Raw genomic sequence first — 20,629 nt, forward strand, 5'->3', positions numbered from 1 at the left:
GCCTGCCGCAGCCGCACCGGCCCGCCGCAACCGCCGGGCCCGCCGCGGCCGCCGGGCCCGCAGCCGCCGACAGCGGCCCCGGCCCCGGTGCGGCCCGGCGCCGGCGCCGGCCCGCACCCCGCTCAGTACTGGTAGAAGATCCGGTCGCCGTACTCGGCCATCAGTCGCTCGTTCCAGTCGTGCCCGCCGTCGACGTTCCCGGAGCGCAGCATCGGCGGGACGGCGCCCCGCTCGGCGAGCAGTCCCACCGCCTGCGCCACCACGGCCTGGACGATGGCGGCGGCCACCACGGTCGACGCCGAGCCGAAGCGGACGGGCACCCCGTCGGCCTCCAGCTCCGCGTCGCCCGCGGCGACCTTGCTGTCCACGACGACGTCGCAGTGGTCCTTCAGGAAGGTCCCCGAGGAGTGCCGGGAGGAGGTGTCCCGCGTGTAGGCGAGCGAGGTCACCCCGATCACCTTCATCCCGGCGGCGCGGGCGGTCTCCGCCATCTCCACCGGCAGCGCGTTGCGGCCGGAGAGGGAGACCACCAGCAGTACGTCCCCGGCGCGGGCCGGGCTGCTGCCGAGCACCGCCGCGGCCAGTCCGTCCACCCGTTCCAGGGCACTGCCCAGGGGAGCGGGCACCGTGTCCACGCCGACCGCGCCGGGGACGGCGAGGAAGTTCACCAGGGCGAGCCCGCCGGCCCGGTAGACGACGTCCTGGGCCGGGAGCGCCGAGTGCCCGGCGCCGGTGGCGAAGAGCCGGCCGCCCGCGGTGACGGCGTCGGCGATCAGCCCGGCGGCGGCGCGGATGCTGCCGGACTCCTCCTCCCCGACCCGCCGCAGCAGGCCGACGGCCGCGTCCAGGTACTGTGCTGCGAGATCCTCCACGGCCGGCTGCCTTTCCCTCGTCCTCGTGGCGGCCAACGGTGGCCGTCCGGCCGCGCGCCTGTCAACAGGGCCGACCGAGGGGCGGACGGCGGCCCCGGTGCCCGGGCGATGCGTCAGAATTGGACGAGGGCCATGCACGGCCGTCAGACGGATCGAGAGGCGCCATGTCCGGACTCATCGACACCACGGAGATGTATCTCCGCACCATCCTGGAGCTCGAGGAGGAGGGCGTGGTCCCCATGCGCGCCCGCATCGCGGAGCGCCTGGACCAGAGCGGCCCCACGGTCAGCCAGACCGTGGCCCGCATGGAGCGGGACGGTCTGGTACGGGTCGCCGGGGACCGACACCTGGAACTGACCGAGGAGGGCCGCAGGATCGCGACGCGGGTCATGCGCAAGCACCGGCTCGCCGAGTGCCTGCTCGTGGACGTGATCGGCCTGGAGTGGGAGCAGGTGCACGCCGAGGCCTGCCGCTGGGAGCACGTGATGAGCGAGGCGGTCGAGCGCCGCGTCCTCGAACTGCTGCGCCACCCCACGGAGTCGCCGTACGGCAACCCGATCCCGGGCCTGGAGGAGCTGGGGGAGTCGGGGGAGGCCGATCCGTTCCTCGACGACGGAATGGTGAGCCTGACCGACCTGCGCCCCGGCCCGGACGGCAAGAACGTGGTGGTGCGCCGGATCGGCGAGCCCATCCAGACCGACGCCCAGCTGATGTACACGCTGCGGCGCGCGGGCGTGCAGCCCGGCGCGGTGGTGAGCGTCCACGGCTCCCCGGGGGGCGTGCTGGTCGGCAGCGGCGGCGAGGCGGCCGAGCTGGGCCCGGACGTCGCGTCCCACGTCTTCGTCGCCAAGCAGTAGCCGCCCGGCGGCCGTCCCGGACCGGGCACCGGTCCCGGACCGGGCACCGCCCCGGACGTGCAGCGGCCCCGGCGCCTCGCCGCGCCGGGGCCGCTGCTTCCCCGAGACCCCCCAGGGATTCCCGGAACCCCGAGCCGTCCGGGTACTCCCTGTGGCTCCGGAACGGCGCGTTCCCCGAGGATCCGCGCAGCTCCGGGGCCTCCCGCGACCCGTCTTCCCCGAGCGGGCCGCCTCCTGTGGGAAGTAATCCCCTGGGATGAGACGGGCAACCCTTGAGCGCTGTCACTCGTACGAGCGATCTTGTGCGCCGGAGCAGCAGCTTCGAACGAGGATTCGATAGCGTGGGCCTGCCCGGACGTCCGTGCGGGCGGAGGGAGTACGGCTGATGGTCCGGCACATCGAGGTCATCGGGGCACAGGGGACACGGCTCGCCGCATGGGACTTCACCGGGTCCACCGCGTCCACCGAGTCCGCCGGGCCCGTCGCGTCCGCCGGGCCCGTTCCGTCCCCACCGGGCGTCCTCCTGCTGCACGGCCTGCTGGGCCGCGCGAGCACCTGGGCCCCCGCCGCGCGGTTCCTCGCGCCGCACCACCGCACGGTCGCCCTGGACCAGCGCGGCCACGGGGACAGCGACAGGCCCGCGGAGCCCTCCGCCTACTCCCTGGAGGCGCACGTCGGCGACGCCGAGGCGGCCCTGGAGCAGCTGGGCGCGGGACCGGCCGTGCTCGTCGGCCACGGCATGGGCGCCCTGACGGCCTGGCGGCTCGCGGCCCGAAGACCCGACCTCGTCCGGGCCCTGGTCGTCTGCGACACCAGGGCCGCGGCACTCGGCGGGGCCGCCCGCGAGGAGCAGCGCCGGTGGCTGGACTCCTGGCCGCTGCCCTTCGCCTCGCCCGACGCGGCCCGCCGCTGGTTCGGCGAGCAGGACCCGTCCCTGGAGCGGCCCTGCCCGGCCCGCGGGGACTTCCACGCCGAACTGCTCGAACGGCGCCCCGACGGCTGGTGGCCCGGCTTCTCCCCCGACCACGTCATGGCCACCCTCGACGCGTGGGTGTACGACGCGCACTGGGACGACCTCGCCCAGGTGCCCTGCCCCGCCCTCGTGGTGCGCGGCGTCGACGGCCAACTGGGGCGCGCCGAGGCCCAGGAGATGGTCCGCGTCCTGCCGCGGGGCCGCTACGCGGAGGTCCCCGGGGCCGGGCCCCTCCTCCACTACGGGCAGCCCGACGCCTGGTACGCCGCCGTCGCGCCCTTCCTCGCCGAGCACTCCCTCCCCGCCCCCTCGCACTGACCGCCGCCCCCCTGCGCCCGGGACGCCCCGTGCGCCCCGCCGCCCCGTGCGCTCCGCCGCTCCCTGCGCCCGGGCCTCAGCGGGCGCGGGCGGCCGCGGCCTCGCGGCCGCAGGCGTAGGCCAGCGGGCCGAGGAGTTCCCCGACGTCCGGCAGCCAGCGGTTGCTGGCCGTGGGCGGGCGCGCCCACTGCACCGGCCCGGAGGTGCCCACCCGGGTCGGCGGCGCCGGGACGTAGTCGCCCTCGCCCCGCACCACCAGGTCCAGCGAGGAGGCGGACCGGCCCAGGGCCCGGAGCAGGGCGGGCACCCTGGCGGTCGCGCCGGGCAGCACCAGGAACACCAGCCGCCGCTTCGGGGAGCACAGCACCGGCCCCGCGGGCAGTTCCGTCCGCTCCATCCGGGCCAGGGCCAGGAAGCCGGCGGCCTCCGGTACGTCGACGGCGTCGAAGGAGCGCCCGGCCGGGAGGAGGACGGAGCTCCCCGGCCGCTCGCGCCACATCCGGTGGACCTCGACCGTGCTCCCGCTCGCCCGGTCCGCCCAGCCGGGCTCCACGGGGTGCGCGCCGGGCGCGGGACAGGGGACCCGGCCGCACGAGCAGCGCAGCGTCCCCCCGTCCTCGACCAGCCGTGCGCCCGCGAGCACGTCCCAGTGCCGTTCGTCCGCGTACCGGAGGGCTGCTTCCAGCATCGGGTCCGTGACCTGCCGCCGGACTCCCACGGTGTTCTCCACGACCATCACAACTGCCGGACCGCACCGGGGTTACGGGCCCGCACCGGCGTTTCGCGCGGGCGCAGGGGCGGCTCGCGGGGCGCACCGGTGCAAGGGCGGGGGCGCGTGGGAGGGGCCCGGTCCCGGCGTGGGTATGCAGTCCCCCGGCACGTCGGCGGGCGAACGGCAGGACGGCCCGCACATCCGCACATCCGAAGGACGTACGACGGTGCAAGGGGGAGAGGGATGGCCGCCAGACCGCTCGTGGCCCGACAGCCGAACGAGAGGCTGCAGTCACTGATCCAGGAGGCGGGCTGCTCGAACGCGGGCCTGGCCCGCAGGGTGAACGTCTGCGGGGCCGAGCACGGCCTCGACCTGCGCTACGACAAGACCTCGGTGGCGCGCTGGCTGCGCGGGCAGCAGCCGCGGGGCCGGGCCCCCGCGGTCATCGCCGAGGCGCTGGGCCGGAAGCTGGGCCGCACCGTGACGGTCGACGAGATCGGCATGGCCGGCGGGCGCAACCTCGCCTCCGGGGTGGGGCTGCAGTTCTCCCCGACCGTCGGAGGGGCCATCGAGCAGGTCTGCGAACTGTGGCGCAGCGACGTCGGCCGCAGGGACTTCCTGACCGGCTCCCAGGTCGCCTCCTCCGCGCTGGTCGAGCCCAGCCGGGACTGGCTGATCACCGGGCCCGACCCGCAGGTCGCCCGGTCCGCCGGCCCCCGGGTCGGCCGGGCCGACGTGGACGTCGTCGTCGCCACGACGCGGGCGCTGACCGAACTCGACCACCGCTTCGGCAGCGGCCACGTCCGGCCGGTGCTCGTGCACTACCTCAACAGCGTGGTCTCCGGCCTGCTGGCGGGCTCCTACCGGGAGGAGACCGGCCGCCTGCTCTTCTCCGCCGTCGCCCGGCTGACCGAGCTGGCCGGCTACACGGCGGTCGACACCGGGCAGCCCGGGCTCGCGCAGCGCTACTACATCCAGGCACTGCGCCTGGCCCAGGCGGCGGGGGACCGCGCCTACGGCGGCTACGTGCTGGCCGCGGGCATGAGCCACCTGGCCGCGCAGCTGGGGACGCCGCGAGAGGTGGCGCAGTTGGCACGGGCCGCGCAGGAGGGCGTGCGCGGCCGGGCGTCGGCGACCGCGCAGGCCATGTTCTGCGCGGCGGAGGCCCGCGGCCACGCCCTGACCGGCGACACCGCCGCGTTCGAGGACGCAGCCGGGCGCGCGGTGGACGCGATGGAGCGCAGCCGCCCGGACGAGGACCCCGACTGGATCGCGCACTTCGACCACGCCTACCTGGCCGACGAACTGGCGCACTGCCACCGCGACCTCGGCCGCCCGGAAGCGGCCGCCCGGTACGCCGAGGAGGCCCTGGCCGGGCACCCGGAGAAGCGGGCCCGCCGCCGCGCGGTGGACCTGCTGCTCCTGGCCGGCGCGCAGCTGGACCGGCGGGAGCTGGAGCAGGCCTGCGACACCGGCGCACGGGCCGTCGGGCTGCTGGCCGGGCTGCGGTCGGGCCGCGGCTCGGAGTACCTGGAGGACTTCCGGGACCGGCTCGGGCCGTTCGCCGGCGAGCCCGCGGTGCAGGAGTTCGAGGCGAGGCGGGAGGAGACCGCGTCCGCCGCCTGAGCCGCCGCCTGAGCCGCCGCCTGAGCCGCCGCCCGAGCCGCTGCGGTGGCGGGAGCCGCGGGGACGATCAGGGCTCTTGGCCGCCCGGTGCCCTCACCCGGTAGCGTGGGCCGACGATCGTGTCGATGTGATTTTCTGAATCAGGTTCAGGCAGGAGCTCCGGTGATGAACGGCGGGCTGGGAGACGAGGCGGCGGGCGCCGGGCGCCGGCGGGCACGTCCTGACGAGCTGACTCCGGACGACCTGTACCGGCCGCTGCCGCCCCAGCAGGCGCACGGGGGCGCCGCACCGGCCCCCGGCGGAGCCCCGTGGGGCGGCGGGCAGGACGACGGCAACGGCACCCCCTGGACCCCGCAGCCCGCCCCGCCGTACGGGAACGCCCCCTCGTACGGGAACGCCCCCTCGTACGGGAACGCCCCCTCGTACGGCGGCGTCCCGGCCCACGGCGTCCCGGCCCACGGCGGCCCGGCCCACGGCGGCCCGGCCCACGGCGGCCCGTCCCAGTACGGGGACGCGCCCTCCTACGGGGACGCCCCCTCGTACGGCGGGGCCCCGGCCCACGGCGGGGCACAGGGCGCCCACGCCGCGTACGCCCCCCATGCCGCCCACGACCCCTACGGCGCCCCGCACGGCTCCTACGGCGGCTCCCACGACCCCTACGGCGCCTCCCACGGCGCCGGTTCGGCGCCGCTGCCGCCCCCGGCGGGGGAGGCGGCCGAGCAGACGACGGTCCTGCCGCCGTACCCGCAGGGCCCGCCGCCCGGGCAGCCGTTCCACGACGCCGGCCAGGACGAGGCGGAGCGCACCACGGTGCTGCGCCCGTACCGCGACGAGGCACCAAAGGCCCCGGCCCCCGACGCCGAGGCGACGCAGCTGATCCAGCCCTACCGGGAGGAGCAGGAGCTGCGCGCCCCGCTGCCGCCGGAGGCGGCCCCGGCGGCGCAGGGCGTGCCGCCGGTGCCCGCGGCGCAGCCCGGACCCGTCCAGGAGGCGGGCGCCACCCAGCAGATGCCGCGCTTCGAGGAGCCGCCCTCCGACCGGCGCCCGGCGCCCTCGCGTGCCGCCGCCCCGCACGGGGGGCCGCCCGCCGGGCCGCGCGCCGCGCGCCGGGCCGCGGGCGGGAGCCCGGGCGGCCGGTCCTCCGGCGGGCGGAGGTTCAGCAGCCGCGACCTGTCGCCGGCGGCCCTGGCCGGCATCGTCATCGGCGGCTGCGCCCTGGCCGGGCTGAGCGCCGGCGCCGCGCTCAGCAGCGACGACGAGGAGGACCGGAAGCCGGTGGCGGCCGAGAGCGCGCAGCCGTCGCAGTCCGCCGCCGTGAAGAACGCCTCGCCCGAGGCGTCCGCCGACCCGGTGAAGGAGCAGGCCGTCGCGCTGGACGCGCTGCTCGCCGACAGCAACGACAGCCGCGAGTCGGTGATCCGCTCGGTCGCGAACATCACCGCCTGCAAGGACCTGTCCCGGGCGGCGGCCGACCTGCGCGCGGCCGCCGGCCAGCGCAACGACCTCGTCACCAGGCTGTCGAAGCTGTCGGTGGACAAGCTGCCGCAGCACCAGCAGCTCACCGCGCAGCTCAACAGCGCGTGGAAGGCGTCCGCCTCCGCCGACAACCACTACGCGGCCTGGGCCGACCAGGTGGCCGGGAAGAAGGGCTGCAAGGGCGGCAGGGCCCGGCAGACCGGGCAGGCCGCGGCCGGGAACAGGGCCAGCGGGGAGGCGACGGCCGCCAAGCAGCAGGCCGCGGCGCTGTGGAACGCCATCGCCAAGAAGTACGAGCTCACCGAGCGCAGCGCGACCCAGCTCTGACGGCCCGCCCGGCGGCCCCCGGAACCGGGGCTCGGCCGAACGGCGCCGCCGGGGCCGGACGGGCCACCGGGACAGTCCGGCGCCGCCGGGGCGACCGGACGGCGCCGCCGGGGCGGGGTCAGGCCGGGTCGTCGGCGCCCTCGAGCATCACCCGCACGTCGACCAGCCGGTCGCGCATGGCGGTCAGCCGGCCGTTCCGCACGACCTGGAAGGTCACCGAGGTGTTGACGATCCGCGGGTAGTCGTGGACGGCGAGCAGGTCGCTGTAGCGCCAGCTCAGCCGCTGGGTCAGCCCGCCGGTGCCGATGCCCTCGCCGTTGTCGAGCTCCCGGGCGATCGTGCGGGCCGTGACCGGCTTGTCGCCCAGTGCCCGGGCCGCGGAGGTGAAGACCGTGTACGCGATCCAGGTGGTCTGCGCCCCCGGGTCGCTGATGTCGATGCGGTTGTCGCCGAAGGCGTGGGTGCGCACCACCTTGCGCATGCCGTCCCAGCGGGGGTCGTCGGCCGGCGGGTACCAGCCGGTGGCCCAGGCTCCCTCCAGGGGGCCGTCGGCGCCGCCGGTCCGGTCGACCAGGGACTGGTCGATGCTGCCGAGCACCGAGGCGATCCGCGTGTTGTCCGGCTTGAGCCGCCGGAAGGAGTCGAAGAAGGTGTCGGTGCGCTCGCCGAGCACCGCGGAGACGCAGGAGGAGGGCAGGTCGTCGCCGATGGCGGCGTGGGCCTGCGAGGTGTAGTCGGTGGAGTCGTGGGCCACCATGATGTCCCGCGCGGTGCCGCGGCCGCCGGCCGTCAGCCCGGAGCTGAGGAAGTCCGGCATCGGGTCGCCGGCGATGCTGTCCGGGCGGACCAGGGAGACGCGTTCGCAGCTGTCGGCGAGCTGCCGGCCGTTGCCCGCGAGCAGGGCCGGGGCCGCCGTTGACCGGGTAGGACGAGGCGCTGGTGAACTCCTCGGAGGCTATGCCGTACCCGCCGACGTAGGGGATGCCGGCGGCCTCGAGGGTGGGCATGAAGCTGCGGCCGTGCTCGCTGTAGGAGCCGACGACGGCGACCGCGCCCTCGGTGACGGCGCGGCGCGCGCACCGCGCGGCCTTGACGCTGTTGTGGCCCTCGTTGCAGGTGACGACCTTCAGTTCCCGCCCGTTGATCCCGCCGTTGGCGTTGACGTACCTGCTGTACGCCTGCGCCATGGCGGGCATGCCGGACATGTTGTTGGCCCTGGTGCCCTCGGGGGCCCAGGTCATCACGACGACGGGCTCGGTGGACGTGGAGGGTGCGCCCGGGAGCGAGGCGCAGCCGCCGATCAGGGAGACGGCCGCCGCGGAGGCGGCGGTTGCTCTGAGGCGGAGGGCGGGGGGGCGACGCCGGTCTGTCATGGCCCCCTACGCTGCCGCCCGGTGTGAAACTCCTGTGCGTGCGACAGGTAACGGAGGGTGGAGAACGGGTGAACAGGCGGGGCCCGGTTGTGGGGAACGTATGATCGGAGATCGTGCACGCTACGGACAAGCCTTCCCGACGGGGTACCCGCTCCACCACTATGGCCGGTATGCCGATCAACGACATGCCCTGGTGGCGGTGGCGGGCCAACGTGCGTTCCGCCCTCCACATGCTCGGGGACCCGGTCTTCCAGCAGGAGTGCTGGCTGGCGGGGCGTCCCGGTTACGGTGACGTGACCGACGCCGTCTACCGCCTGGTCGAGGACACCTGGCTCGACAACTGGTCCGCCGAGAAGTACGTGGGGACGATCTTCCGCGACCAGCAGGAGGCGGCCCTCGTCGACGCGGCCGTCCTGCGGGTGCTGAGGGTGCTGCACGAGGTGGGGGCGGACGCCCCCGTGCAGACCTACCTGGGGCACCCGGTCTGGCCCGAGGTGCTCGGCGCCGCCCGCGAGGCGCACACGCTCCTGGCGTCCAACGACGGCGAGGACCCGGCCGCCCCGCCGTGCTCCCTGGACGTCCTGGCCGCCGTGGTCGCCGCCCGCTGACCGCACCGGCCCTCGCCCGCTGACCGCCGGCCGCACCGGCCCTCGCCCGCTGACCGCCGGCCGCACCGGCCCTCGCCCGCTGACCGACGGCCGCACCGGCCCGCGCCCGTCCGCGGGACCGCGCCTTCTTGCGGACCGGACGTCCCGGCCGGACGGGGGGCGGATGTGCCACGCTAGGAGGTCTGTCGTGGAGGAAGAGGGATACCTGGTGAACGAGCCGCAGCCTGCGCAGTACGTCCTCACGCTGTCCTGCCCGGACAAGCAGGGCATCGTGCACGCCGTGTCGAGCTACCTGTTCATGACCGGCTGCAACATCGAGGACAGCCGCCAGTTCGGCGACCACGACACCGGCCTGTTCTTCATGCGGGTGCACTTCTCCGCCGACAGCCCGGTCACCGTGGAGAAGCTGCGGGCCAGCTTCGCGGCGATCGCGGACTCCTTCCGGATGGACTGGCAGCTGCACCGGGCGGACAGCCGCATGCGGGTCGTGCTGATGGTCAGCAAGTTCGGGCACTGCCTGAACGACCTGCTCTTCCGCACCCGGATCGGGGCGCTCCCGGTGGAGATCGCCGCCGTGGTCTCCAACCACACCGACTTCCAGGAGCTGGTCGCCTCCTACGGCATCCCCTTCCGCCACATCCCGGTCACCAAGGACAACAAGGCCGAGGCCGAGGCGGAACTGCTGGAGCTGGTCGAGGCCGAGAACGTCGAACTCGTGGTGCTCGCCCGCTACATGCAGGTGCTCTCCGACGATCTGTGCAAGGCGCTGGCCGGCCGCATCATCAACATCCACCACTCCTTCCTGCCGAGCTTCAAGGGCGCCAAGCCCTACCACCAGGCGCACGCCCGCGGTGTGAAGCTGATCGGCGCGACCGCCCACTACGTCACCGCCGACCTCGACGAGGGCCCGATCATCGAGCAGGAGGTCGAGCGGGTCGGCCACGAGGTCACCCCCGAGCAGCTGGTCGCCGTCGGCCGGGACGTGGAGTGCCAGGCGCTGGCGCGCGCGGTGAAGTGGCACAGCGAGCACCGGGTGCTGCTCAACGGGCACCGCACCGTCGTCTTCGCCTGACGGCCGCGCCCGCGCCGCGCCCGCCCCGCCCCCGCGCCCGCCTCGCCCCTGTTCCCGCTCCTGCCCCGCCCCCCGGGGCCGGTCAGAGCCGGGACAGTGCCGCGGTGGCGTGCAGCACCTCGTGCACCGCGGCGGCGTCCCCCTCGACGCCCGCGGCGACCCGCCCCGGGTCCGCGTGGCCCGCGGCCAGCCGGCAGAACTCCAGCCCGTCCAGGGCCAGGCGGGCCACGCTGGACTCCCCCGACACCGCCGCGCCGGGGGAGTCCAGGGGCACCAGCCAGGTGCCGCCGCCGTCGCCCCCGATCTCCAGCCGCACCGCCCGGCCCGGCCGCCCCGCCTCGGTGAGGCGGCCGGGCAGGGCCGCCCGCCCCGCCCGGCGGCGCAGGGCCAGGGACTCCGGCAGCATCCGCGCGGCGAGGTCGATCAGCTGGTTGAGGTGGTCTGCGGCCGGCGGGCCGTACGGGTAGTCGACGGCCTCCGCGACGTCCTGGGCGTGGACCCAGCACTCGAAGGCCCGGTACCGCAGGGCGTCGGGCAGCGGCAGGGCGAACTCCGCGAAGTCCACCGGCGGGGCGCCGCCCCCGGCCGGGGCGAGGGCGGCGGCGCGCACGATCCCGCGGGTCTGGGAGCGCCACTTCTCCCGGACGAACGGCGGACCGTGCGCGCGGCAGCGCTCCTCGGCCAGGTCGGTGCGCTCCGCGCGGGTGCGCGGGGCCCCGGGCCCCAGCGGGTCGGGCAGGCCGAGGGCGGTGGACACGAGGCCGTCCACCGAGCCCAGGTGCGCCAGCACCCCGCACAGGGTGAGCCGGCGCGCCCCCGAGGACCAGGACAGGGTGACCGGCGTCTCCCACTCGGCGTCGCCCAGGTCGCGCAGCAGCGCGTCCAGCCTGGCGGTCTCCGCGTCGTACGGGGCCGCCCACGGCGGGACGGCGACGCCGGCCGGCCTGCGGTCCAGGCACTCCCGGAGCACCTCGGTGCGCAGCAGCGGATCCGGGTCGAGGGGCTCCTCGGGCGAGAGGAAGCGGACCGCGCCGCGCAGCCGCACGGCCTCCTCGGCGCAGGACCCGCAGTCGTTCAGATGGGCCTCGACGGCACCGGCCTCCTGGCCGGAGCAGGCGTCGAGGGCCCAGGCGCCCAGCAGGGAGCGGAAGAGGGCGTGGGCGGCCCGGCCGCCGTCGGCGCCGCTCACGACGGCCGCTCCGGCGGTGCCCCGGCCGTGGACAGCAGTTGCAGTCCCAGCCGCAGCCTGCGGCGGGCCTCCTCCTCCGTCACGCCCAGCTCCGCCGCGACCTGCCGGTAGTCGTACTTCCTGCGGCAGGCCAGGTCGAGGGCGCGGCGCAGCGGCGCCGGCATGGAGGTGAGGATGTAGTCGGCCCGGGCGGCCGCCGACGCCTCCCGGACCCCCGCCTCGACCCCTCCGGGGTCTCCGGCGCTCCCCGGCCCCGCGTTTCCCGGCCCGGCGCTCCCGGACTCGCGCAGCCGCCGCACGGCCTCCTGCCGGGCGAGGCCGGCGATCCAGGAGCGCAGCGTGCCGTCCCGGGGGTCGTGGGCGGCGGGGTCCTGCCAGACGCGGGCGAAGACCTCCAGGGTGACCTGCTCCGCGGCGCCGGTGTCGTCGGTGATGCGGGTGGCCAGGGAGTGCACGAGGGGGGCGAAGCGGTCGTAGAGCTCCCGGAGGGCGGCCTCCTCGCCGCGCACCAGGCGCTGCCGCATCCGCAGGTCCCCGTCGGCCGGTGCGGGTGTCGCCATGGGGCCGTCCCGTTGTGTGGTCGTCGTCGCCGTCGGCGTGCTCCGGCTGCCGGAGCTGCCGGGAGCTGCCGGGGGCCGCCGCGTCGAATGTATCGGGGGCGCGTGGCACTGTGTGCCCCTTCGCCGGAACCATGGTGGTCCGGGCACGTTCCGCGATCTGCCGCGGACGATGTGTTACGAGGGCGTGACCGATTTTCCGTTCCGTCGGCCCCCGGGGTAGGGCATAGGGTCGGACGCGTGCCCGGCCGCGGGGGGCGGGGTTCCGTTTGGGGACGGGATGTGTGCGTCCCGGACGGGGCCGCGGGCGACCGGGCGGAGGGCGAGGCACAGCCGACGACGAGGGGTTGCGGACGCGTGGCACTGCGGGTGAGGGAGGACGAGCGGAGCGGCTGGGCGGTCGTCCGGGTCTCCGGCGAGATGGACCTGCTGACGTCTCCGGCGGTCCGGCAGCAGGTGCACGAGGCCGTCGCCGAGGGGCGCCGCCGCGTGGTGCTCGACCTCGGCGACGTGCGGTTCTGCGACTCCAGCGGGGTGGGGGTGCTCGTCGCGGCCCGTCGGCTGATGCGGTCGTGCGCGGGCGAGCTGCGGCTGATCCTGCCCGCGCAGGGCGCGGTCGACGGCTCGCACGTCAATCGTGTCCTCGCCGCCCTCGGCGTCCGCCGGCTCTTCGAGGTCTACCCCGACCTGGACGCCGCCACGGACGACTCCGCCCGGCCCCTGTCGGCCTGACCGGACCCGTCCCGGCCGGGCCGGTCCGTACCGGCCCGGCCCGCGGCGTTCCGCCCGCGGCGTCCCGACCCGTCCCGTTCTGCTTCGGCCGGGACCGGCACGTCGCCCTTTGTCCCCGCAGGGTGTCCCTCGGTGACCGATATCGGGTCGTGTCCTGAGTGTGACCCGTCACGGCCCGGAGTCGCCGTCCTCCTCGGGTACTCTCCATCGGGTGCGAGTGGTACGACGGCGCGACGACCACCCCCGGACCCGCGGAGCGGGTGCGCGGGAGGCTCTCGCGAGCCGTCGGCGCTGGTCCTCGCCCCGCAGCAGCCGGTCCTCCTCCCTCCCCGACGCCCGGGGCCCGCGCGGGAACGCGCACGGAGTGCTCGTGACGGCGGCTGCGTGTCAGGCATCCTGCCCCCCGTTCCGGTCACCGAGGGTGACGGCGCGGGGGCTCGCGGCGACGTGTGCGCCGGTTCGGACGGTGTGAGCGGTGCAGGCTCTCCAGGTGCAGTTGGAAGTCGGACCCGACCCCGCGGAGGTGGGGCGGGCGCGCAGGTGGGCCCGGTCCCGGCTCTCGGGTTCGGGCATCGACGCGGACGAGCCGTTGCACGAGGTCCTCGTCCTGCTGATCTCGGAGCTGGTCACCAACGCGGTGGTCCACACCGGCTGCCCGGCCGTCCTGCGGATGCGGCTGCCGCGCGAGGCGCCGGGGGGACGGGCCGGCTGCCGGGCGCGGGGAACGGTCCGCGTGGAGGTCGCCGACGCCAGCGGCCTGCCGCCGCGGCCGAGGCAGGCCCGCAAGGAGGACACCGGGGGCCGCGGCCTGGAACTGGTCGACGGGCTCGCCGACCGCTGGGGCTGGCACCGCGAGGGCGCCGGGAAGCGGATCTGGTGCGAGATCGACCGGACCCGCCCGCTGCCGGCGGCCCCGCCCGCGGCCCCGATCCCCGTGGTGCCGCTCTCGGTCCTCGCGGGCTGACGCGCCCGGACCGCTCTGACGGCCCGCGCCGCCCGTACTGCTCGGACCGCCCGCGCCGCCGTGCGGCCGCGGGCCCGCCGTGCCCGGCCCCGGACCGCCGGACGTCCGACTGCGGGCCGTCGCACTGTTGACGCCGAGTGGTCCGATGATCACCCTTGTGGCAGCGATCCGCGGCGAGGGGACGCCGAGGCCGGCCCGAGGGCACGTCCTCGGCGAGTGTGGATCGCGGCCCGGTGGCGCCCGGGAGCCCGGCTCCCGGGGGCGACGGGTGGCGGCCCGCGGTGCCTCGCCCGGGGAGCGCACGGCGTCCCGCCACCCACCGGGTCCGACAGCGCTCCCCGCGCCGGGACCCGGCCGTGCGCCGTGTGCCGTGCGCAGGGGGGCCCGGTTGCGGTCCGGCCGCGACACGGCCGCGGCCGGACCGCCCGGCGGATCAGCCCCGGGCCCGCTCGATCGCCTCGACGGTGGCCAGCACCTGGCGGGCCATGTCCACGTGCAGGTTCTCGATCAGGCGGCCGTCCACGGTGGCCACGCCGCGGCCCTCGCGGCGGGCCTCCTCGAAGGCGTCGATGACCCGGCGGGACCGCTCCACCTCCTCCTCGGAGGGGGCGAAGACGCGGTTGGCCGCCTCCAGCTGCCCGGGGTGGATCAGCGTCTTGCCGTCGAAGCCCATCTGCCGGCCCTGCAGGCACTCCGCCTCGAAGCCCTCGGGGTCCTTCACATCGTTGTAGACGCCGTCCAGGATCACCTTGCCCGCGGCGCGGGCGCCCAGCAGGGCCAGGCCGAGGCCGGGCAGCAGCGGGGCGCGGCCCGGCACGAACTGCGCGTGCAGCTCCTTGACCAGGTCGTTGGTGCCCATGACCAGCACGGTCAGCCGCTCGCTCGCGGAGGCGATCTCCTCGGCGTGCAGCATGGCGACCGGGGTCTCCAGCATCGCCCAGATCTTCGTGTGCTCCGGTGCGCCCGCCGCGACCAGGGCCTCCTCGACCTCCCGCACGGTCCGCGCGGAGTCGACCTTGGGCACCACGACGGCGTCCGGGCCGGCCTGGGCGGCGGCCCGCAGGTCGTCCCCGTGCCAGGGGGTGCCGGGGCCGTTGACCCGGATCGTCAGCTCGCGGCTGCCGTACTCGCCGGAGGCGGCCGCGGCGCACACCCGCTCGCGGGCGTCCTCCTTGGCCTCGGGGGAGACCGCGTCCTCCAGGTCGAGGATCAGGGCGTCGGCGGCCAGGGTCTTGGCCTTCTCCAGGGCCCGCTCGTTGGCGCCGGGCATGTAGAGCACGGAGCGGCGCGGGCGCAGGGCGTCGGTGTTCGCCACGGTGTCAGGCCTCCTTGCTCGCGGCGGCGTAGGCCGCGGCCAGGTCGGCGTCGCGGGCGGCGAGGGAGTCGGCCAGTTCGGCGACCACCCTGCACTGCTTGACGGTCGCGTCGTCCTGCATCTTGCCGTCGATCATCACCGCGCCGGTGCCGTCGCCCATGGCGTCGATGACCTTGCGGGCCCACGCGACGTCGGCCGGCTCGGGGGAGAAGACCCGCTTGGCGATGTCGATCTGCACCGGGTGCAGGCTCCAGGCGCCCACGCAGCCCAGCAGGAAGGCGTTGCGGAACTGGTCCTCGCAGGCGGTGGTGTCGCGGATGTCGCCGAACGGCCCGTAGAAGGGGAGCAGCCCGTGCGCGACGCAGGCGTCGACCATGCGGGCCAGGGTGTAGTGCCACAGGTCCTGCTGGTAGGTGGCGCGGGGGGCCTCCGGGTTCGCGGCGTCCGGGTCCTGGCGGACCAGGTAGCCGGGGTGGCCGCCGCCCACGCGGGTGGTCTTCATCCGGCGGCTGGCCGCCAGGTCGGCCGGGCCCAGCGACATGCCCTGCATGCGCGGGCTGGCGCCGGCGATCTCCTCGACGTTGGCCACGCCGGTCGCGGTCTCCAGGATGGCGTGCACCAGGATCGGCCGCTCCAGGCCGGCCTTGGCCTCGAGCTGGGCCAGCAGCCGGTCCACGTAGTGGATGTCCTCGGCGCCCTCGACCTTCGGGACCATGATCACGTCGAGCTTGTGGCCCACGGCCGGCACCAGGGTGAGCAGGTCGTCCAGGCCCCAGGGGGAGTCCAGGCTGTTGACCCGGGTCCACAGCTGGGTGTCGCCGAAGTCGGTGGCCGAGGCGATCTCCACCAGGCCGTTGCGGGCGGCCTCCTTGCGGTCCGCCTGGACCGCGTCCTCGAGGTTGCCCAGCAGGATGTCCACCTTGGGCGCGATGGACGGCACCTTCGCCGCCATCTTCTCGTTGGAGGGGTCGAAGAAGTGGATCATCCGGGACGGCCGGAACGGGATCTCCCGGACGGGGTCCGGGGCGCCCACGGCCAGGGGGCGGAAGAAGTCCTTCGGAGAGCGCATGGAGAGTCTCCAGGGTGAGGGTTCGGGTGACGTGCTGTCGGCTCTGGGCCACGTACCGCGATCACCCTACGCGCGCTCCCCGCGCAGGTTACCGGCCGGTTGCTGTGCGGTTGGTAACAGCCGTGGCCCCGTCCCGGGAGCCGGTCCGGCCGGGAGGGGCGGCGTGCGGGGGGCCTACTTGGACGCGGAGGGCTTGCGGCCGGTGACACCCAGGTGCACCAGCAGGGCGAGGTTGGGTTTGAGGTCGGCCTGCTTGGCCCCCCAGCTCTGGAACCCCTTCTGGTGGGACGAGATCCCCGCCAGCATCACGACCAGGGCCCCGGCGATCGCACCGGGGTTCACCGACGCGTCCACCTTGCGCTTGGACTGCAGCTGCTTGACCGTTTCCTGCAAGGGGGAGACGACGGCGTTGAGCACCTTCATGCGGATCTTGCCGAACCGCTTGTCGCCCTCCGCCGCGCCGAGTTCCACGACGCGCAGAATGGCGTCGTTCTTCCGCCAGAAGGCGAGGAAACCCTCCACGAGGTCCTCCGCCGCGCTCATGCCGGACTTACCCGCCCAGGAACGGCCCGCGACGATGTCGGTGAGCCCCGAAGCCTCCTTGGCCATCTCGTCGGCGATCTCGAGAACGGCCCCCTCGACATCGGGGAAGTACTGGTAGAACGTGGCGGGGGAGGTACCCGCCATCCGGGCCACGTCGATTACCTTGACGTCCCGGTACGGCGAAGTGGCGAGCATTTCCGCGAGGCAGTCGAGCAGCTTCTGCCGCGTCGCCTGTCCGCGTCGCCCGGCAACACGGCCGTCGACGGTGCGAACTTGTGCTGTCATGCCGTCAGCTTACCGGCGGGTGATCCTGGCGCGATTCGGCGGGATGCAAATGGGGAAGGGACTTCTCCGCCGCGCGCACCGCACTCCCTGTCGCTAGCGTGGACGGCGCGTCACATTACGCTGCTTTCGCGCGCGAGAGGAATCCGCGAACATGCCCGGACACGCATTGGGGGAGCCCTGCTGGGTCGATGCCATGCTCCCCGACCTGGAGGCCGGCAAGCGTTTCTACGGGGAACTCTTCGGCTGGACCTTCGGCGGCGGACGGGCCGAGTACGGTCACTACACGCAGGCATTCCGCGACGGAGAGAATGTGGCGGCGCTCGTTCCCAAGCGCGACGGGCGCATGCCCACGGTCTGGAACGTGTATTTCTGCTCGCCCGATCTCCGGGAGACCGGGGAAGCGATCCGGAGGGCCGGCGGGCACGTACTGATCGGCCCCGCCGAGGTGGACGGATTCGGCACGATGATGACGGCTCAGGATCCCGGCGGGGCCGTATTCGGGGTCTGGCGGGGAAAGGACTGCGCCGGGTTCGGCAGGAAGGGCGAACCCGGTTCGTTCTGCCGGACCGAACTGCTCACCCGGGCGCCCGAGGCGGTCGACCGTTTCTACGGGGAGGTCTTCGGGTTCGAAACGAAACGGCCGGAGGGCGCCGGGGAGTTCGACTTCGCCGAATGGTCCCTGCCCGGGACGGGCGGGGAACCCGTCGCCGGACGCGTGCGCATGGGTTCCGGATTCCCCGCCGAGCTGCCGCCGCACTTCGTCACCTACTTCGCCGTCACCGACTGCGACGCGGCGCTGGAGACCCTGGTCCGGCTCGGCGGCCGGGTCCACCACGGCCCGCTGGACACCCCCTCCGGCCGGTACGCCTCCGTCTCCGACGACCAGGGAGCCGGCTTCGCGGTGGTCGACACCTCCCGCCGCACCGGGGCGGGGCCCTCCTGAGGCGCCGTTCCCCGTCCCGCCGCACCCCGGCCCGCCGTGCCCTGTGCCGTCCCGGGCCGGTTGTCGATTAGCGTTTCCCCAGTAGGCAGCGGTCTCCCCCGCCCCGGGTTCGCACCACGTACTCCCGCCAGGAAGAATCGGTTCACGTACCCCGGAAGTCGGTAGGCGGTGAGACGCTGCACGGGGGACCCGACGCGGAGGTGGCAGGGAAGTGGAGCAGCTGACGCAGCACGACCCGAGACGGATCGGCCCTTTCGAGGTGCTGGGACGTCTCGGCGCCGGCGGCATGGGGCTGGTCTATCTCGCCAGGTCCGCCTCCGGGCGGCGCGTGGCGATCAAGACGGTGCGGGCCGAGCTCGCGGAGGACCAGCTCTTCCGGGTGCGCTTCACCCGCGAGGTGGAGGCGGCCCGCGCGGTCAGCGGCTTCTACACCGCGGCCGTCGTCGACGCCGACCCCCGCGCGGCCGTGCCCTGGCTCGCCACGGCCTACGTGCCCGCGCCCTCCCTCGAGGAGATCGTCAACGAGTCCGGCCCGCTGCCCGCGCAGGCGGTGCGCTGGCTGGCCGCCGGCGTCGCCGAGGCGCTGCAGTCCATCCACAACGCCGGCCTGGTCCACCGCGACCTCAAGCCGTCCAACGTCCTCGTGGTCGAGGACGGCCCCCGGGTCATCGACTTCGGCATCGCCAGCGGCGTGTCCAACACCCGGCTGACGATGACCAACGTCGCCGTCGGCACCCCCGCCTACATGTCGCCGGAACAGGCGCGCGACTCCCGCAGCGTCACCGGCGCCAGCGACATCTTCTCCCTCGCCTCCACCCTGGTCTTCGCCGCGACCGGCCACGCCCCCTACCGGGGCGCCAATCCGGTCGAGACCGTCTTCATGCTGCTGCGCGAGGAACCGGACCTGGCCGGGCTGCCCGGTGAACTGCGCCCGCTGATCGAGTCGTGCATGCAGAAGGAGGCCGACCGGCGGCCCAGCCCGGCCGACCTCCAGGCCACCCTCGCCCCGCACCTGTTCGCCTCGGGCGGCGACGACAGCGGCACGGCCTCCGCCTGGCTGCCCGCCTCCGCCGTCGCGCTGATCGAGGCCCGCAGCGGGCGGCGCGCCCCGGCGGGCGCCGGCCCGGCGGGCCCCCCGCCGCAGCCGCCGCCCCCCGTACCGCCCCGCCCGAACCGGCCCCCGCAGGCCCCGCCGGTGCCGCAGCACGAACCGCACCGGCCGCCGGTGCCGGTCGGCGCGCCGCCGCGGGCCCCGCAGGAGGCCGAGGGCCCGCGCCACGGCCGCCCCCCGCAGACCGCCGCGCACGGCCCGACGGGTGCGCACGGCCCGTCGATCGCGCACGGCCACGGCCCGACGGGTGCGCACGGTTCTGCCGGGGTTGTCCAGTTGACCGGGGCCCACGTGCCGATCGGCCCCGGCCCCCGCGCCGCCGAGAACCCCGCCGACGCCCCCGCCCTCGACGGCGTGGGCTGGGTGCGCCGGGCCGACCTCCAGGCCGGGCCCGCCGCGGCGCCGCCCGCGCCGCACGCGGCCCCCCAGGTGCCGCCGCCCCCGCAGGCGCAGCCCGCGCAGGCGTCCCGTCCGGCCGAGCCGCCCGCCCGCTGGCGCCCGTGGCGCTTCCGCATGTCCAACGACGTGTGGGGCACACCGATCGTCGCCGGGGGACGGCTGTACGTCTCCTCGTTCGAGGTCCACGCCCTGGACGTGGCGACCGGGCGGCGGCAGTTCAAGACCCGCGAGGTCGCCTGGACGATGGCGGTCGAGGCCGGCCGCATCCACGCGTCCGACGGCCCCACCCTGTACGCCCTGGACGCCGCGGACGGGGGCGAGCACTGGCGCGCCGCCGCCGAGGGCTGGGTCTACTCGGTCCAGGTCGCCGACGGCACCGTGTGCACCGGCACCCGCGGCGGCGGGGTCCAGGCGTGGGACGCCGCCACCGGCGAGCTGCGCTGGAGCAGGGGCGGCGCCCAGACCGAGTTCGAGACCCAGGAGTCCGGGCCGTACGCCGTCGGCGGCACCGTCTACTACCGCGGGGGCGGACGGCTGTACGCCGTCGACGCCGTCTCCGGCCGGGACAAGTGGTCGTACCACGTGGGCGAGGAGGGCGCGTCCCGCCCCGTCCTGGCCGACGGCGCCCTCTACGTGACGGCGGGCGCGCGCGTCCTGGCGCTGGACGCGGCCGAGGGCCGGGAGCGCTGGCGCTTCGACGCGCCCGCCGTGGTCTTCTGCCCGCCCGCCCACCGGCCGGGCCCCGGGGTCACCGGCGGCGGCGTCTACTTCGCCGACTACCTCGGCACCGTGTACGCCCTCGACCCGGACACCGGCCGGGACCGCTGGCGGGTGGCCACCGAGAGCCGCCAGAGCATCGAGCCGGTCCTGGTCCACGGCGGCTCCGTGCACCTGGGCTCCGGCCGGGCGCTCTACACGCTGGACGCGGTGACCGGCGCGCCCAAGTGGCGGTTCGCCGCCCAGGGCGAGGTGGTCGGCTCGCCCGTGGTCGCCGACGGGCGCATCCACTTCGGCTCCACGGACCACTGCCTGTACACGGTGGACGCGGCGGGCGGCCAGCTGCGCTGGAAGCTGGAGACCGGCGGGGAGATCACCGGCTCCCCGGTGGCCTCCCACGGCGTCGTCTACGCGTGCAGCAAGGACCGCTGCGTCTACGCGCTCGACGCCGCCAAGGGCACCGGTACCGGCCGCCCCGCGGCCTGACCGCGCAGAGGCGGGCCGCCCGCTCCGGGCCGCCGTTCCCGCCGGGCCCGCCGCCGTTCCTGCGCCGGGGGCCCGAGCCGTCCGAGAGGCTGTCACGGGGCCGTC

General features: G+C 75.6%; 18 protein-coding genes and 1 pseudogene. 10 read left to right on the forward strand and 9 right to left on the reverse strand.

Features of this window, described 5'->3' with window-relative positions:
- Positions 1-122: 122 nt before the first annotated feature.
- Entirely contained in the window at positions 123-872 is a 750-nt protein-coding gene (locus tag GQS52_RS15575) for an SIS domain-containing protein (RefSeq protein ID WP_182314012.1), read from the reverse strand.
- A gap of 164 nt (positions 873-1,036) precedes the next feature.
- Between GQS52_RS15575 and GQS52_RS15580 the strand changes: the two genes are divergently transcribed.
- Together GQS52_RS15580 and GQS52_RS15585 are read left to right on the forward strand one after the other, a co-directional pair.
- On the forward strand, positions 1,037-1,729 hold the full coding sequence (locus GQS52_RS15580) for a metal-dependent transcriptional regulator (RefSeq protein WP_182314013.1): 693 nt from the start codon (positions 1,037-1,039) through the stop codon (positions 1,727-1,729).
- A gap of 385 nt (positions 1,730-2,114) precedes the next feature.
- Positions 2,115-3,020, forward strand: a complete 906-nt coding sequence (locus tag GQS52_RS15585) for an alpha/beta hydrolase (protein ID WP_182314014.1) — start codon at positions 2,115-2,117, stop codon at positions 3,018-3,020.
- A 76-nt stretch (positions 3,021-3,096) separates the two neighbouring features.
- On the opposite strand, the gene GQS52_RS15590 is transcribed toward GQS52_RS15585, so the two are convergent.
- Entirely contained in the window at positions 3,097-3,750 is a 654-nt protein-coding gene (locus tag GQS52_RS15590; protein ID WP_346268243.1) for a bifunctional DNA primase/polymerase, read from the reverse strand.
- Between the two features lie 225 nt (positions 3,751-3,975).
- Between GQS52_RS15590 and GQS52_RS15595 the strand changes: the two genes are divergently transcribed.
- Both GQS52_RS15595 and GQS52_RS15600 read left to right on the forward strand, forming a co-directional pair.
- The gene (locus GQS52_RS15595) at positions 3,976-5,358 is read left to right on the forward strand and encodes a transcriptional regulator (protein WP_182314016.1); all 1,383 of its coding nucleotides are present in this window, start codon (positions 3,976-3,978) and stop codon (positions 5,356-5,358) included.
- Positions 5,359-5,523: 165 nt separating this feature from the next.
- Complete coding sequence (locus GQS52_RS15600) at positions 5,524-7,161, forward strand: hypothetical protein (RefSeq protein WP_259370796.1); 1,638 nt, start codon at positions 5,524-5,526, stop codon at positions 7,159-7,161.
- A gap of 118 nt (positions 7,162-7,279) precedes the next feature.
- Here GQS52_RS15600 and GQS52_RS28415 read toward each other — a convergent pair whose 3' ends face one another.
- Both GQS52_RS28415 and GQS52_RS28420 read right to left on the reverse strand, forming a co-directional pair.
- Positions 7,280-7,978: a hypothetical protein gene (locus tag GQS52_RS28415; RefSeq protein ID WP_346268244.1), complete on the reverse strand. Its 699-nt coding sequence runs from the start codon at positions 7,976-7,978 to the stop codon at positions 7,280-7,282.
- A gap of 169 nt (positions 7,979-8,147) precedes the next feature.
- Positions 8,148-8,534 (reverse strand): annotated as a pseudogene (locus GQS52_RS28420) (ABC transporter substrate-binding protein); the annotation flags it as partial.
- Positions 8,535-8,704: 170 nt separating this feature from the next.
- Here GQS52_RS28420 and GQS52_RS15610 point away from each other — a divergent pair.
- Together GQS52_RS15610 and purU are read left to right on the forward strand one after the other, a co-directional pair.
- Positions 8,705-9,142, forward strand: coding sequence for a hypothetical protein (locus GQS52_RS15610; protein ID WP_259370797.1), 438 nt, complete (start codon positions 8,705-8,707; stop codon positions 9,140-9,142).
- Between the two features lie 208 nt (positions 9,143-9,350).
- The gene (gene purU, locus GQS52_RS15615) at positions 9,351-10,214 is read left to right on the forward strand and encodes a formyltetrahydrofolate deformylase (protein WP_182316481.1); all 864 of its coding nucleotides are present in this window, start codon (positions 9,351-9,353) and stop codon (positions 10,212-10,214) included.
- 82 nt (positions 10,215-10,296) lie between these two features.
- Here the strand turns inward: purU and GQS52_RS15620 are convergent, their stop codons facing one another.
- Both GQS52_RS15620 and GQS52_RS15625 read right to left on the reverse strand, forming a co-directional pair.
- Entirely contained in the window at positions 10,297-11,403 is a 1,107-nt protein-coding gene (locus tag GQS52_RS15620; protein ID WP_182314018.1) for a maleylpyruvate isomerase family mycothiol-dependent enzyme, read from the reverse strand.
- Positions 11,400-11,963 (reverse strand): sigma-70 family RNA polymerase sigma factor, encoded by a 564-nt coding sequence (locus GQS52_RS15625; RefSeq protein ID WP_182314019.1) that lies wholly within the window; start codon positions 11,961-11,963, stop codon positions 11,400-11,402. The genes GQS52_RS15620 and GQS52_RS15625 overlap by 4 nt, the downstream gene beginning before the upstream one ends.
- A 354-nt stretch (positions 11,964-12,317) precedes the next feature.
- Here GQS52_RS15625 and GQS52_RS15630 point away from each other — a divergent pair, with 354 nt between their 5' ends.
- Both GQS52_RS15630 and GQS52_RS15635 read left to right on the forward strand, forming a co-directional pair.
- A complete protein-coding gene (locus tag GQS52_RS15630; RefSeq protein ID WP_182314020.1) occupies positions 12,318-12,692 on the forward strand; it encodes an STAS domain-containing protein in 375 nt (124 codons plus the stop codon).
- A 475-nt stretch (positions 12,693-13,167) separates the two neighbouring features.
- Complete coding sequence (locus GQS52_RS15635; RefSeq protein WP_182314021.1) at positions 13,168-13,656, forward strand: ATP-binding protein; 489 nt, start codon at positions 13,168-13,170, stop codon at positions 13,654-13,656.
- 433 nt (positions 13,657-14,089) lie between these two features.
- On the opposite strand, the gene GQS52_RS15640 is transcribed toward GQS52_RS15635, so the two are convergent.
- The 3 genes from GQS52_RS15640 to GQS52_RS15650 form a co-directional block, all read right to left on the reverse strand.
- Entirely contained in the window at positions 14,090-14,971 is an 882-nt protein-coding gene (locus GQS52_RS15640) for a CoA ester lyase (protein WP_259370798.1), read from the reverse strand.
- A gap of 4 nt (positions 14,972-14,975) precedes the next feature.
- The gene (locus tag GQS52_RS15645; protein WP_182314022.1) at positions 14,976-16,040 is read right to left on the reverse strand and encodes a CoA ester lyase; all 1,065 of its coding nucleotides are present in this window, start codon (positions 16,038-16,040) and stop codon (positions 14,976-14,978) included.
- Positions 16,041-16,214: 174 nt separating this feature from the next.
- A complete protein-coding gene (locus tag GQS52_RS15650) occupies positions 16,215-16,868 on the reverse strand; it encodes a TetR family transcriptional regulator (RefSeq protein WP_182314023.1) in 654 nt (217 codons plus the stop codon).
- Between the two features lie 151 nt (positions 16,869-17,019).
- Here GQS52_RS15650 and GQS52_RS15655 point away from each other — a divergent pair, with 151 nt between their 5' ends.
- Both GQS52_RS15655 and GQS52_RS15660 read left to right on the forward strand, forming a co-directional pair.
- A complete protein-coding gene (locus GQS52_RS15655; RefSeq protein ID WP_182314024.1) occupies positions 17,020-17,811 on the forward strand; it encodes a VOC family protein in 792 nt (263 codons plus the stop codon).
- A gap of 211 nt (positions 17,812-18,022) precedes the next feature.
- Positions 18,023-20,524, forward strand: coding sequence for a PQQ-binding-like beta-propeller repeat protein (locus tag GQS52_RS15660; RefSeq protein ID WP_182314025.1), 2,502 nt, complete (start codon positions 18,023-18,025; stop codon positions 20,522-20,524).
- The last annotated feature ends 105 nt before the right edge of the window (positions 20,525-20,629 follow it).

This window comes from Streptomyces sp. SCUT-3 (genome assembly GCF_014083985.1).
Classification (GTDB): domain Bacteria; phylum Actinomycetota; class Actinomycetes; order Streptomycetales; family Streptomycetaceae; genus Streptomyces_H; species Streptomyces_H thermolineatus.

Excerpts from the sequence above, each read along its gene's own strand:
- GQS52_RS15595 (WP_182314016.1), top strand. The coding sequence starts at position 3,976 with ATGGCCGCCAGACCGCTCGTGGCCCGACAGCCGAACGAGAGGCTGCAG.
- GQS52_RS15610 (WP_259370797.1), top strand. The coding sequence starts at position 8,705 with ATGCCGATCAACGACATGCCCTGGTGGCGGTGGCGGGCCAACGTGCGT.
- GQS52_RS15600 (WP_259370796.1), top strand. The coding sequence starts at position 5,524 with ATGAACGGCGGGCTGGGAGACGAGGCGGCGGGCGCCGGGCGCCGGCGG.
- GQS52_RS15585 (WP_182314014.1), top strand. The coding sequence starts at position 2,115 with ATGGTCCGGCACATCGAGGTCATCGGGGCACAGGGGACACGGCTCGCC.
- GQS52_RS15650 (WP_182314023.1), bottom strand. The coding sequence starts at position 16,868 with ATGACAGCACAAGTTCGCACCGTCGACGGCCGTGTTGCCGGGCGACGC.
- GQS52_RS28415 (WP_346268244.1), bottom strand. The coding sequence starts at position 7,978 with ATGCCGGACTTCCTCAGCTCCGGGCTGACGGCCGGCGGCCGCGGCACC.
- GQS52_RS15580 (WP_182314013.1), top strand. The coding sequence starts at position 1,037 with ATGTCCGGACTCATCGACACCACGGAGATGTATCTCCGCACCATCCTG.
- GQS52_RS15645 (WP_182314022.1), bottom strand. The coding sequence starts at position 16,040 with ATGCGCTCTCCGAAGGACTTCTTCCGCCCCCTGGCCGTGGGCGCCCCG.
- GQS52_RS15625 (WP_182314019.1), bottom strand. The coding sequence starts at position 11,963 with ATGGCGACACCCGCACCGGCCGACGGGGACCTGCGGATGCGGCAGCGC.
- GQS52_RS15655 (WP_182314024.1), top strand. The coding sequence starts at position 17,020 with ATGCCCGGACACGCATTGGGGGAGCCCTGCTGGGTCGATGCCATGCTC.